The sequence below is a fragment of the Natronincola ferrireducens genome (assembly GCF_900100845.1).
In the GTDB taxonomy this organism is placed as follows: Bacteria; Bacillota; Clostridia; order Peptostreptococcales; family Natronincolaceae; genus Natronincola_B; species Natronincola_B ferrireducens.
Map to the genome: position 1 here is coordinate 13,161 of NZ_FNFP01000006.1, position 13,022 is coordinate 26,182.

Here is a 13,022-nt window from a genome sequence, read left to right on the forward strand (position 1 = left end):
TCACAAAACTGTCACCTCTTCTGTTTACAATATAATTGTAGTACAAAATATATAAAAAAAAGGAGAGGGTTATGATGAAAAAGAAACTTATGATCACAGCTACAACCATAGGCTTGGTGGGCTTGGCGGGATTAATGGCATCACCTGTTTTTGCTAATGAAGCTGTTGAAGCAAAAAATAATTTTCGATGGGGACAGGAGAGAACTTCTACAATAGAAATGGTGGCAGAAAAAGTCAATGTTCCCCTAGAAGACTTATTAGAGGAGAAACTGGGATCTAGTTGTTTGGAGGTATTTTCTAGCTACGGTATTAGCTTAGAGGATATTGGAGCAATGAAGCTACAGGAGAGATTTGCCGTAGTTGAGGCTGCAGTGGAAGCTGGAAAAATTACAGCAGAGGAAGCAGCATCCATTAAAGAAAAACTTGCTGATCATGGTTTTCTTCTAGATGGTCAGGGACCTCATCAAGGAAATAGACAAGGAATAAAGATAGCTAGACAACTAAAACTACAAAGAAACACTGAAGGTAGAGGGCCAAGGGTGAATAGATAATCCCCTTCTACTAAGGGTATTATTGGGATTATAAACAGCATTCGTAATACCTATTTTTCAAAATGGGTATTTAAATAATCGCACATTATCTTTTCTATGGATTACAAGTCCACAAATGGTATAAGAGCCAGTATTAAATGCAGGGGTAGTGATTTTGTTCCCTTGCATTTTTCATATCTTTTTCCAACTGATATGTTTATTAACTTAAACAAGCATTCTCTGAAAAACATGGTTTAAATCCTATAGAATTTCATTCTATTTTGGAGTATGTTCTTTCAGCTATGATTGGCATTATGAATTACTGGTTTAGACAGAGTAAAATGTTGACCGCAGAGGACTTGATTGCTTTAATGGATAATCTTATGGAGAATGGTGTTATGAAGCGTTTATCAAAATAATTGAAGAAGTAATGATAAAGTAAGTCCCAATTTTAAAGAGGTCAGCCTCCTCTCCTTATAGAAAATGCCCCTAAGGGGGGGACTTCATATTTATTCTGCCAAATATTATCATCTTTCTATCAAAACCCATGTTGAGACGGTTGCTCTGCTGACAAAAAAATAAATGTATAATCCCTTGATAACGGTGTATTCACAGTGTTTTAACGGGTTTGTTTATTTTTTGAGCGTGGGAAAGGTGATGGGTTTTGGGTGTATTTTTAAGAGATATGAAATTAGTGACTTGTTATGCTCATCCATGCAAATGTAGTTTTGCTTTAAGGGTTCAACCGTTTAGCAAAAGAAAAGTATAGCTTTAGATATTTGTGTTTGAAAAGGAAAGTATTAATACACTTGATGCTAAAGGAGAGGTGCTGCTCATCATGCTCTCATCCCTCGTTCAGGATGCAAGCAGGTCCATTAGGGAGAACTCTACCTAGGGGATTAGAAGGCGATTTAAAAACGGAGAGTTCAAGATGAGCACAAAGCGATTCCTTGGATATGATACTGATGAGAATGGCAAGACCAAATGGTATGCAAAAATAATTCAGAGTATGCTTCAGAATGAAAAATACAAGGGAGATGCCATTTTACAAAAGAGCTACACAGTTGATTTCCTGACAAAAAAATAACAGATATTTATGCTACTGCTATGGATTATTCTCCTGATGCTTTGACATAGGGAGGGTATCTTTGAATAGCTCTTTCAAGTATGATTGTAGATCTTCTGCTGTTCTTAAATCAGCTCCGGTAATCATTTCTCTTAATACTTTCTTTGATCCTGTGCTCATAAAAAATACTCCTTCCTGGTTTGGTTTTATTTTATTTGTTAATTATTACCATAAAGGAGTATTTATTTTCACTTAAGCACAGATTATTTTACACTACCTATAAATACAGAAAAATTCAATACCTTTAGGATGGATTTGGAATTTCAAAGTCCATATTTTTTTATCTTTCTCCATAAGGTAGTTCTATCTATGTTTAAAAGTTTCGCTGCAATTTTTCGATTATACTTTGCTTCAAGTAAAGCTGCTCTTATTTTCTTTGTTTCATCTAAATCAGTTATATTAAGTCCATTGCTTTGAGCTTCTGTTTTAGAAACAAAACTAAGTTTTTGAGGGTTTGAATTCTGAAACCTTACCTCCTCTAACTCTAAAATATAGCGTGTATCCATCTCACGAATAATGTTGTTATCTACATAGACGCACAGTCTTTCACATATATTAAAGAGTTGTCTTATATTACCTTTCCAGTCAAAAGAAACTAGATGCTTAAGGGAATCATCTGATATTTTAATACTTGGATAATTTTTACTTAGATAGTAATTGATTAGTTTAGGAATATCCTCACGCCTAGAGTTGAGTGATGGTAATGGTATTTGGAGAACATCTAATCTATAATAAAGGTCATCTCTAAATTCACCATTCTTAACTAAAGTTCTAAGATCCTTATTAGTAGCGGCAATTACCCGTATATCAATAGGTATAGTTCTATCGTCTCCAATTTTAGTAATTTCTCTTTCTTGCAATGCTCTTAAAAGCTTAGCTTGAAGCCTAAGTGGAATTTCAGCTATCTCATCAAGAAATATAGTCCCTTTATGTGCAAGTTCAAAAAAACCTAACTTACCACCTTTTAAAGAACCTGTAAATGCACCTTCTACATAACCAAATAGTTCACTTTCCAAAAGACTTTCTGATAAAGAAGCACAATTTATAGCTACAAAGGGGCCTTTTTTTCTATTGCTATAATTATGTATACTTTGAGCAAAAATTTCTTTGCCAGTGCCACTATCACCTATTAAAAGAATATTAGAATTTGCTTTGGAATATTTTTTTGCAGTAGCAATTAAATCCTTCATAATTTTACTCTCGCATATAATATCTTCAAAGGTAGCCTTGGCAAAATGTCCTCGATTGTATATTTTTTTTCTTATATTTTGTTCTAAATCCTGAATATCATTAATTTCCTTAAATGTTAAAACGGCTCCTGTTAGAGTGTCTCTTACATAGATTAAGGCTTTGTTTATATTAAGAAGAGTATTATTATAGTTAATAATCTCATTAAAATATTCTTCATTGGTTATTAAAACATTCTTCAGGTTTAAGGCAATAGAAGTATCGGTTATATGCTTACCTATAATAGGCATAGATGATATTTTCAAAATATTTCTTGCACAGTTATTAATAGAAGTAATCCTTTGATTTGCATCGATAGAAATTATTCCTTCATGAGAATAGTCCAAAACAGTTTTAAATATTTGATTTTTTTCCTGTTCATAACGACTAATATAAGCTGCACGTTTAGCTTCTGTTAGACACTGCCAAAATGCTTCTGTATTTGTTTTTATATTCATATTAGGTATATTTATTTTTTTAGCATATTTACAGGTGTTTAGACCTCCTATTATAATTTCACATCCATCTTCAACAGCCTTATCTACAAGTTCTTTGCCATTCCAAGTGTCTTGGAGAACATAAGTATTCACATGAAGATCTATAATTTTTGAAATTTCATTTGCACCTACAATCATATTTTTAGCTAGTATTATAGCTACTCTTTTATTACCATATTTTGCTTTACAGTCTAGAAGTGTTGTTAACAAATCAGAACTAGGGACATTTATTTCTATGATAGGTATATCTGTTTGTATTTTTTTAAGGATTTCTGCTAACAATCCTCGAGTTATTATAACATCCGCATCAATTGAAATGTTTTTCACATTATTTTCCGTAACGACTATTTCATTTAACATATAGTCCTCTTTATAAGAGGAACAGTAAGTGAGATTGTGTTTCTCGAACGTATCAAATGCTATTTCAATAAAGTTTTTTTGAGGTACAACTAAAGCTATTTTAATCATGAATACCTCCAGTATATTATATTTATAATTTAAATTATTGTATTGTGCAACGTTATGATGCAAAATTTTGATGTTGCACAACTGAATGTTGTATTATTATTTTATAGCAAGAGGGAGAAATTGTAAAGATGTATAAAACCTAGAAAAACACTGGGTTCTAGTTTTTTAAAACTACACAAAATATTTTGGCACGTTAATTGCTAGTATTATGAAATTAAGTAACTCTAGAGAACTTAAATTATTAATTTTCAAAAGCATTAAAAATAATAAAATTTTCATTAGGAGGTCACTATGCTACAATTAAATGAGGTGTTTGACAATAAAGTCAAATGGATGCTTAAAGACAAGAAAAAGACAATAGGTGCTTGGTTGCAAATAGGAAGCCCATTTACTTCAGAAATATTTGCAAAAGCAGGTTTTGATTGGTTAATGATTGACATGGAACATGGGCCTGGAGATATTATGACTTTGATATCGCAATTACAAGCTATGAGTAAATATGGAACAGTACCTTTGGTTAGAGCACCTTGGAATGACTTTGTTGCCATCAAAAAGATTTTAGATGCAGGAGTATATGGTATATTAGTTCCGTATGTAAATAATAAAAAAGAAGCAGAAGCAGCTGTGGCAGCTTGCAGATATCCTACGATGGGAGTTCGTGGTGTTGCTCCAAGCCCAAGAGCAGGAGGCTTTGGAATGAATAGTGCTAATTATTTAGAAAATGCCAATAACGAGATAATGGTAATGGTAGCTATTGAGACACCAGAAGCTGTGGAAAATATTGAGGAGATAGTCCAAGTTGAAAATTTAGATGGAATATTTATTGGACCAATGGATTTAGCTACTTCCATGGGAAGTTTTTGTAATCCAAATTCTCAAGAAGTCAAAGAAGCAATAAGTAAAGTTGAAAAGGCTGTTTTGAAAACAGATAAATTTTTAGGAACTGTGGCTGGTAACATTGAGCAGGCAACTGTACTTTATGAAAAAGGGTATAGCTTTGTAGTGACTATGTCTGATAGTACAACATTAGGAAAGCTTGCTATAAACACAGTAAAGCAATTTAGAGAGCAATATTCTTCTAGATAAATTTAGATCAGCTATAAAAAGTTAACGATTTATTAGAAAAAGATTTTAAAATGTATTTTGAGCTTACTGCCCTAAAAAGGGGACAGTAAGTCAAGGCTTAGTATCTTTCGATAACCCTTTATGATAAGTATTAATGTTATTCATTTAAGCAAGTTGAAGAACTTTTATGGCTATTAGCAAACTTAAAAGATTTAGACATTACATTTCCTAAAGAATCTATAATGGTTGCTTCATAGCTGTTTTTAGCTATATTAATACCTACAATAATTATATCATATTTTATACTAAGCTTCTGGATTAGAGAGAAACCCTATTTCAGCTTGGATAGGTAGTATTTAAGAAATATAAGACTCATTAAGTTTATTATACGAGAGGAGGTGATTAGGATCGGAAAGCTAGTATTTTTGCCTCAAGATATAGATAGTGCAGGGAAGGAATATTTAATTAGCCAAGGATATGAACTTTTAATTGGAAAAGGTATATCTGAAGAAGATCTTATTAAAGGAATTGAAGAATGTGATGCAATGGTGGTTAGAATGGGGAATTTTAATAGAAAGGTTCTATGGGCTGGGAAGAATCTAAAATTTATAGCTAGACATGGTGTAGGGCTGGATAATATTGACCTAGAAGCATGTAAAGAACTGGGAATCATGGTTTCAAATGATCCTTATTCAAATATAAATGCAGTTGCGGAACATACACTCTCTATGATTCTTGCATTATCTAAAAATATAGTTAATTTTCATAATGAATTTAAAGAAAACGGTTTTCATGTAAGAAATCAGATTTGTAATATTGAACTTAAGGATAAGGTTCTAGGAATTGTGGGCTTAGGTAAAATAGGAAAGCTAATAGCTAATAAGGCTTATCATGGATTTGGAATGAGTATAAGGTGTTATGATAAATATCTGAGGACAGAAGATTGTGAAGACTATATTCAAAAGGTTGGGAGTTTGGAAGACCTTTTAAAAAACAGTGATTTTGTTAGTGTTAATGCACCACTTACTCAAGAAACTAAAAATTTGTTTTCTAAAAAGGAATTTTCGTTAATGAAAAAAGGAAGTTACTTTATAAATGTAGCACGGGGCGAGTTGATGGTTGAAAGTGACCTTATTGATGCACTAAAAAGCAATCATTTGAGGGGGGCAGCTTTAGATGTATATAATCCAGAGCCACCGTCACCAGACAATGAATTACTATCTCTTAATTCGGTTATATTGTCTCCACATAATGCAGCATTAAGTATAGATGCTATGAGAAAAATGTCTCTTAATGCTGCATATAGGATAGATGAATTTTTTTTAGGAAAGCAAGTAGAAAATTTGGTTGAACTATAATAAAAAAAGGAGGCAAAATAGATGGAAAAAGAAGTGGTAATTATAGATGCATCGGTGTTGCAAAATTATGTGCAAGAGCTATTTAAAAGTTCGAGAGTTAATACAGAAGACTCTGAATTTATAGCCAAAGCTTTAGTGGATTCAAATTTATATGGAATAGATTCCCATGGTGTTATGAGAGTACCAATTTATATTAAAAGATTCTTAAATAAGGCTGTAACTTTAAATCCTAACTTCAAATTTAATAATACAGGAAAAGCTATAGAGATTATGGATGGGGACAATGGAAGTGGCATAATTGTTGGTAAGAAAGCCATGGAGAAGGCAATTGAGTTAGCTAAAAGCTTTGGCGTGGGTGTAGTGGGTGTTAAGAGAAGCAATCATTATGGTGCTTGTGCAATTTATACTAGGATGGCTGTGGAAGAGGGAATGGTTGGTATATCAATGACTAATGTAAAACCACTAATTATTGCCCCTGGAGCTGAGAAACCAGTGGTAGGTAATAACCCATTTTCGATTGCTATACCTACATATAATGACTTCCCTTTTATGTTAGATATGGCTTTATCTGTTGTAGCAGGAGGAAAGTTGAGTCTTGCTATAAAAAAAGGAGAAAAAATTCCTAAGAATTGGGCTACTGATAAGAATGGTCGTCCTACAGATGATCCTAAGGAAGCCTTTGCTGGGTATCTATTACCTATGGGAGAGTATAAAGGTTTAGGCTTAGCATATGCGATTGACATGTTGTCAGGATTGCTTACAGGAGCTGAATTTGGATATGGAGTACAAAGCATGTATGAAAAACCTGAAGAACCAAGCCATACAGGTCATATGATGATTGCTATAAATGTAGATAAAATTATAGGAAAAGATCAGATAAAAGAAAGAATGAAAAGATATCATGACGATTTAATGAATACACCAATGTGGGATGAAAACAAGAAGATGTATTTTCCAGGCGAGCTTGAATCTATACTATATAAGCAAAGAAAAGAAGAGGGTATTCCTATACCAATAAAGATACATGAAGAGCTAGAGGAGCTAGGTAGGCAGTTAGGATTTAATAAAAGTCTAGAATATATTTAAAAAGCATTCTTAATAAAATTATATTGAGGGGGAAATAAAAATGAAAAAAGCACTGGTTTTAATGTTAGTGTGTATTCTTATGACTGTTGCTTTCACAGGATGTGCACAGGAAACAGGGACATCAGAGGGACAAGAGACTAGTGATTACTCTAAATGGCCACAAAAGACCATACAAATTATCGCACCATATAATCCAGGAGGAGATACTGACTTCAATGCTAGAGCATATGCCCAATTTTTAACGGAAGAATTAGGGCAACCGGTTGTTGTATCTAATGTGAATGGTAGTGGTGGTGTTGTAGGTAGTAGAACAGTTAAGGAAGCCAACCCAGATGGTTATACAGTATTATTTATGCATCCAGCTTTATTAATAAATGAATTGGCTGGTACAGCTGATTATGGAATAGAGGACTTTGAATATGTTGCTACATCAGGTGTAGTTCCAGGGGAAACTATAACAGTTCACAAAAACTCTGGTTTTAAAAACTTAGAGGATCTAATAAAATATTCTCAAGAACACCCAGGAAAAATTAATGTATCTGCAGACATGGCAACTATGACACATATTATGGCCCTGCAATTGCAAGAGGCAGGTGCTAATATTAATATTGTATCTGCAGGAGGTGCTTCCGATAGAGTAGCTGCATTATTGGGGGGACATATAGATGTAATTATAAACAGCTATGGAACAATTGCTGACTATTTAGAAACAGGAGACTTTGTTGCACTAGGACAAACTAATTTAGAAAGAAGCAAAGGGTTTCCTGATATTGCACCAGCTAAAGAACAGGGCTATGATGTATACTTTGAAAAATACTATTTCTTTGCAATGCCTAAGGGAACACCACAGGAAATAATAAATAGATTCTCAGAAGCTGTTAAAAATGTAAGCGAAAATCCAGAATATGCTGACATGATCTTTAAGTCTTATAGACAAACACCACTTTATAAGCCTGCTAAAGAAGGTTTAGAAGATATTTTGAGGATTAAAGAAGATATTCAAATATTTAAAGAACATTTCATGTAAAGTACTTTGAAAACATACTACTATACAATTATCTATTAGCTCCAATAAAAAGTGTAATTCAATGTATCGTTCAATAAGTTATGTATGTTTCTAAGTTAGAATCAAAAGAGGAAAATTTAATTCTGGAGAGGATTGAATTTTCCTCTGTATTTATTAACTTTCCTAAGGAGGAATTACATTGATTAAAAAATATATTGACTTTGTTCCTTCAATAATTTTGATTTTTCTAGGTATTATTCTTGCTATCTCAACAAATTCAATAAAAATCATAAAAGGAATGTCTTATAGTTTAGGTTCAGATTTTATGCCAAAAGTAGGATCGTCGTTACTAATTATAATAGGATTAGCAATATTAATTCAAGCAAGTATAAAATTTAAAAGCAAAGCAGTTGCAGATGATGAGGTTTCATTAAAACCTGTTAATTTACCTGTGATTTATACATTGATATCACTTCTAGCATTTGTAGGATTAGTGGAAAAATTAGGATTTTTAATAACCTCAATGCTTTATTTAATGTTTCAAATATATATATTAACGCCAAAAGGTAAATTTAGCTTTATAAAAACAGGAGTCATCTCTATTACTACATCTATTATAATATATTTTATATTCGTAAACTTTTTCAAACTAATTCTACCAGCAGGTATATTAGGTTAAGAAGGGAGGCATAACATATGTTGGATTTGATTATAATTGGATTCGTTGAAATGCTTACTTTAGCTAATCTGTTATTAATAATTTTTGGAGTTATAGTTGGAATATTGTTTGGTGCGATACCAGGTTTAAGTGCTACAATGGCAATAGCTTTGATGTTACCTGTAACCTATGGAATGGCACCTATTTCTGGATTTGCTTTATTAATAGGATTATATATAGGTGGAATTTCAGGAGGGCTCATATCGGCTATTTTACTTCGCATACCCGGCACTCCTTCATCAATTGCTACTACCTTTGATGGTAGTCCTATGGCATTAAGGGGTGAAGCTGGAAAAGCCCTTGGCATAGGTATTGTATATTCATTTATTGGAGGAATGATTAGCATTATTATTTTAACCTTTATTTCTCCACCGATAGCAAATATTGCTTTAAAATTTGGTCCATACGAATATTTTGCAGTTGGGATATTTTCTCTTACAATGATTGCTAGCTTAGTTAGTGGAAATGTATTTAAAGGGTTAGCTAGTGGTATTTTAGGACTAATATTTGCTATGGTTGGGGCAGCTCCAATAGATTCTGCCAAACGATTTACCTTTGGTATTAATGCTTTAGATGCAGGGTTTAATATATTACCTGTACTAATTGGGCTTTATGCAGTTTCAGAGATAATTAAGGTTGCTGAATGTGGAGTAAATGAAGATAACTTTGAAATTAGCAACTACAAGTTAAGGGGTTTTGGATTTTCAGTAAAGGAGTTTGTAGGCCAAACTTGGAACATGTTTAGATCAGCATTTATAGGACTTGGAGTAGGAATATTGCCTGGTATTGGTGGAGGCACATCAAATATTCTTGCTTATACTGTTGCTAAAGATCAGTCAAAATATCCTGAAAAGTTTGGAACAGGTATTATGGATGGTATAGTTGCATCTGAAACAGCAAACAATGCATCTGTAGGAGGAGCTTTAATCCCATTGTTAACACTAGGCATTCCAGGTGACACAGTTACAGCACTTTTGCTTGGTGGGCTTATGGTTCATGGACTTAATCCAGGTCCGTTATTATTTAAAAATAATGCAGAGTTGGTATATGGAATATTTGCAGCTCTTTTCATAGCAAATATTGCAATGTTGATCTTAGAATTCTTGGGACTTAGGGCTTTTGTTAAACTTCTTTCAATACCCAAAAACATACTTTTGCCAATCATAATGGTTTTATGTACAGTAGGAGCTTATGGTCTGAATAATAGAGTATTTGACATCTTCACCATATTACTTTTTGGAGTAATAGGATATTTATTAGAAAAAAATGGATTCCCATTACCTCCTATTATATTAGGATTTATTTTAGGTCCTATTATTGAAGTTAATCTTATAAGGGGATTGATGGTAAGTCAAGGAAGTTTTGTACCGTTTATTACCAGACCCATTTCAGCAGTTTTTTTACTAATTGCAGCAGTTTCTTTTATATTATCTATGAGAAAAAATATTAAAAATACTAACAAGACCCAGACTGAAAGTTTATAGTTTAAGCATTTATTTTGATTAGGAGTTTTTTAAAAATTAATCCCTTTGATAATAAACGTGTAAGTGTTGTTTTGAGCTATGCACGTTTATTATCTAAAGCCATAAATTTGGAAACTTATTGAAAGAGAGGTGCTATTATGCTTGAAAATAAGAATTTATTTGAATTACAAGGAAAACACATACTACCATCAAGTTCAGTGGTAGAAGAAAAACTTAACAAGCTACTTCAAAATGATAAATTCAAGATAGTTGTTCTTGATGATGATCCTACAGGAACCCAAACTGTACATGGAGTACATATATATACAAATTGGGATTATGAAAGTATATTAAAGGGATTTAAAGAAAAAAACAGAATGTTTTTTATCTTAACTAATAGTAGGGCTTTTACAACTGTTAAAACAAAAGAGGTGCATGAAGAGATAGCCAAGAGTATTATTAGGGCTTCTGAGGAGACGGGTAAAAAGTTTATTATTGTTAGCAGGGGAGATTCTACCCTTAGAGGACATTATCCTTTGGAAACTTTAGTTTTAAAAAATACTATTGAAAAAATTTCTGATATTAAAATAGATGGAGAGATAATAATACCATTTTTTCAAGAAGGAGAGAGATATACTGTAGATAATATACATTATGCTTATGATGGAGATGAATTAGTACCGGTTGCAGAAACAGAATTTGCAAAAGATAAAACTTTTGGCTATAGTAACTCTCATCTAGGTAAATGGATAGAAGAAAAGACGGAAGGTGAGTATAAAAGCCAAGACATTACTTATGTATCTATCAAGGAACTTAGAGCATTAGAATATAACAACATTACAAATAAGCTTTTAAAAGTAGATAACTTTAATAAAGTAGTTGTAAATGCTTTAGATTATATAGACATAAAAATTTTTATAACAGCATTAATGAGGGCAATAAATGAAAATAAAAATTTTATATTAAGGTCCGCATCCTCTGTAACAAAAATTATAGGAGGAATAAAAGAAAAATCTTTATTAAGTAGTGAAGAACTAATAGATAAAGATAATCCTAACGGAGGCGTGGTAATAGTAGGTTCTCATGTTAACAAAACAACTAAACAGTTAGAAAATTTGATAGAACGTGTAGATATTGAGCCTATAGAGTTTAATCAACATTTAGTGTTAGATGATGAAGCTTTTTCTAAGGAACTAAATAGAGTAATAAACTTAGCAGAAGAAAGTATAGTACAGGGTAGAAATGTAGTTGTATTTACTAAGAGAGAAAGATTTGATTTAGGCACTACAAATAAGGAAGAGGAATTAATTATAGCAGTAAAAATATCTAATGCAATAACTAGTATTGTAGAAAGACTTAAGCTAAAGCCTTCGTTCATAGTGGGAAAAGGGGGTATAACATCAAGTGATATAGCTACAAAAGGTTTAGCGGTTAAAAAAGCTTTAGTAATAGGACAGATTAGACCTGGCGTTCCTGTGTGGCTAACTGGAAGTGAAAGTAAGTTTCCAAATATACCTTATATTATTTTTCCAGGGAATGTTGGAAATGAAAATGATTTAACTGAAATTGTAAAATTGTTCAAAAGAAAGTAGGTCAAACTATGCTATATACCCTAAAAGAAATATTTAATAAATATAAGGATTCTGCTATAGCTTCTTTTAATGTATACAATTTGGAAACTATACAAGCGGTAGCAAATGCTGCTAAGCTAGAAGATAAACCTGTTATTTTTGCATTTGGAGAAAGTTATTTTAGGTATGCTAACATAGAAGATATTGCTTTTGCTGTAAAAAGAATAGTAAAAGAATTAGAATTAGATGCAGTACTTCATTTAGATCATGCAAAAAAAATTGAGAGTATAAGGCTAGCGCTAAATAATAACTTTACTTCGGTAATGTATGATGGTTCGGCTTTAATTCTTGACGAAAATATTAGAAATACTATTGTTGCTAGAAATCTTTCCAAAGATTTTGGTGCTTCTTTGGAGGCTGAAATAGGATACTTAAATTCAGAGGATGGTAATGAAGACTATATAATAAGTTCAAAAGACTTTACAGATAGGAATATAGCAAAAGAATTCTCAGAAAAAACTTCAGTTGATGCACTAGCTATTTCAGTAGGAAATGTTCACGGAATATATAAAGGTACTCCTAGTTTAGATTTACAAAGAATAAAAGAGATATATGAATTAGTAAATATTCCATTGGTGCTGCATGGAAGCTCGGGGATAGATGAATATCAAATTAATATGGCTATTAAAAATGGTATAAGAAAAATCAATGTGAATACAGATCTAGCAGTGTGTGCAGTCGGTGCAATGAAAGAAAGAATAAATAAAAGTAATAGACCTGAAAGATTAGAAAAACTTTTAGAAATAGCAACTAGAGAAATGCAGTCAGTAGCAAGAAAATATATAAGAATGATTAATAGTAATAATTAACTATAGATATCCAACCTGATAGCTAACATTATTCAGTA

Annotated in this window: 12 protein-coding genes; 10 read left to right on the forward strand and 2 right to left on the reverse strand. The window is 32.2% G+C overall.

Going from position 1 to position 13,022, the window contains the following annotated elements; all coding sequences use genetic code 11:
• The first annotated feature begins 74 nt into the window (after positions 1-74).
• Together BLS22_RS11570 and BLS22_RS15575 are read left to right on the forward strand one after the other, a co-directional pair.
• Entirely contained in the window at positions 75-551 is a 477-nt protein-coding gene (locus BLS22_RS11570) for a hypothetical protein (protein ID WP_090553923.1), read from the forward strand.
• Between the two features lie 910 nt (positions 552-1,461).
• Positions 1,462-1,617: a hypothetical protein gene (locus BLS22_RS15575; protein WP_330386518.1), complete on the forward strand. Its 156-nt coding sequence runs from the start codon at positions 1,462-1,464 to the stop codon at positions 1,615-1,617.
• A gap of 18 nt (positions 1,618-1,635) precedes the next feature.
• Here BLS22_RS15575 and BLS22_RS15165 read toward each other — a convergent pair whose 3' ends face one another.
• Both BLS22_RS15165 and BLS22_RS11580 read right to left on the reverse strand, forming a co-directional pair.
• A complete protein-coding gene (locus BLS22_RS15165; RefSeq protein WP_176762155.1) occupies positions 1,636-1,776 on the reverse strand; it encodes a hypothetical protein in 141 nt (46 codons plus the stop codon).
• 143 nt (positions 1,777-1,919) lie between these two features.
• Positions 1,920-3,848 (reverse strand): sigma 54-interacting transcriptional regulator, encoded by a 1,929-nt coding sequence (locus BLS22_RS11580; protein WP_090553924.1) that lies wholly within the window; start codon positions 3,846-3,848, stop codon positions 1,920-1,922.
• Between the two features lie 291 nt (positions 3,849-4,139).
• On the opposite strand from BLS22_RS11580, the gene BLS22_RS11585 reads away from it, so the two are divergent.
• The 8 genes from BLS22_RS11585 to BLS22_RS11620 all read left to right on the forward strand — a co-directional run bounded on the left by BLS22_RS11585 (position 4,140) and on the right by BLS22_RS11620 (position 12,984).
• Positions 4,140-4,934, forward strand: a complete 795-nt coding sequence (locus tag BLS22_RS11585; RefSeq protein WP_090553925.1) for an HpcH/HpaI aldolase family protein — start codon at positions 4,140-4,142, stop codon at positions 4,932-4,934.
• Positions 4,935-5,311: 377 nt separating this feature from the next.
• Positions 5,312-6,271 (forward strand): hydroxyacid dehydrogenase, encoded by a 960-nt coding sequence (locus tag BLS22_RS11590; protein ID WP_176762156.1) that lies wholly within the window; start codon positions 5,312-5,314, stop codon positions 6,269-6,271.
• Between the two features lie 21 nt (positions 6,272-6,292).
• Positions 6,293-7,357 (forward strand): Ldh family oxidoreductase, encoded by a 1,065-nt coding sequence (locus BLS22_RS11595; RefSeq protein WP_090553927.1) that lies wholly within the window; start codon positions 6,293-6,295, stop codon positions 7,355-7,357.
• A 40-nt stretch (positions 7,358-7,397) separates the two neighbouring features.
• Positions 7,398-8,384 (forward strand): tripartite tricarboxylate transporter substrate binding protein, encoded by a 987-nt coding sequence (locus tag BLS22_RS11600; protein WP_090553928.1) that lies wholly within the window; start codon positions 7,398-7,400, stop codon positions 8,382-8,384.
• A gap of 178 nt (positions 8,385-8,562) precedes the next feature.
• Complete coding sequence (locus tag BLS22_RS11605) at positions 8,563-9,042, forward strand: tripartite tricarboxylate transporter TctB family protein (protein ID WP_176762157.1); 480 nt, start codon at positions 8,563-8,565, stop codon at positions 9,040-9,042.
• A 17-nt stretch (positions 9,043-9,059) separates the two neighbouring features.
• Entirely contained in the window at positions 9,060-10,565 is a 1,506-nt protein-coding gene (locus BLS22_RS11610; protein WP_090553930.1) for a tripartite tricarboxylate transporter permease, read from the forward strand.
• Between the two features lie 137 nt (positions 10,566-10,702).
• Positions 10,703-12,136, forward strand: coding sequence for a four-carbon acid sugar kinase family protein (locus BLS22_RS11615; RefSeq protein ID WP_090553931.1), 1,434 nt, complete (start codon positions 10,703-10,705; stop codon positions 12,134-12,136).
• Positions 12,137-12,144: 8 nt separating this feature from the next.
• A complete protein-coding gene (locus BLS22_RS11620; RefSeq protein WP_090553932.1) occupies positions 12,145-12,984 on the forward strand; it encodes a class II fructose-bisphosphate aldolase in 840 nt (279 codons plus the stop codon).
• Positions 12,985-13,022 lie beyond the last annotated feature (38 nt).

What these genes read in the sequence shown, in the direction of transcription:
- BLS22_RS11570 (WP_090553923.1), top strand. Translation starts at nt 75, where the DNA reads ATGAAAAAGAAACTTATGATCACAGCTACAACCATAGGCTTGGTGGGC.
- BLS22_RS15575 (WP_330386518.1), top strand. Translation starts at nt 1,462, where the DNA reads ATGAGCACAAAGCGATTCCTTGGATATGATACTGATGAGAATGGCAAG.
- BLS22_RS15165 (WP_176762155.1), bottom strand. Translation starts at nt 1,776, where the DNA reads ATGAGCACAGGATCAAAGAAAGTATTAAGAGAAATGATTACCGGAGCT.
- BLS22_RS11580 (WP_090553924.1), bottom strand. Translation starts at nt 3,848, where the DNA reads ATGATTAAAATAGCTTTAGTTGTACCTCAAAAAAACTTTATTGAAATA.
- BLS22_RS11585 (WP_090553925.1), top strand. Translation starts at nt 4,140, where the DNA reads ATGCTACAATTAAATGAGGTGTTTGACAATAAAGTCAAATGGATGCTT.
- BLS22_RS11595 (WP_090553927.1), top strand. Translation starts at nt 6,293, where the DNA reads ATGGAAAAAGAAGTGGTAATTATAGATGCATCGGTGTTGCAAAATTAT.
- BLS22_RS11600 (WP_090553928.1), top strand. Translation starts at nt 7,398, where the DNA reads ATGAAAAAAGCACTGGTTTTAATGTTAGTGTGTATTCTTATGACTGTT.
- BLS22_RS11610 (WP_090553930.1), top strand. Translation starts at nt 9,060, where the DNA reads ATGTTGGATTTGATTATAATTGGATTCGTTGAAATGCTTACTTTAGCT.
- BLS22_RS11615 (WP_090553931.1), top strand. Translation starts at nt 10,703, where the DNA reads ATGCTTGAAAATAAGAATTTATTTGAATTACAAGGAAAACACATACTA.
- BLS22_RS11620 (WP_090553932.1), top strand. Translation starts at nt 12,145, where the DNA reads ATGCTATATACCCTAAAAGAAATATTTAATAAATATAAGGATTCTGCT.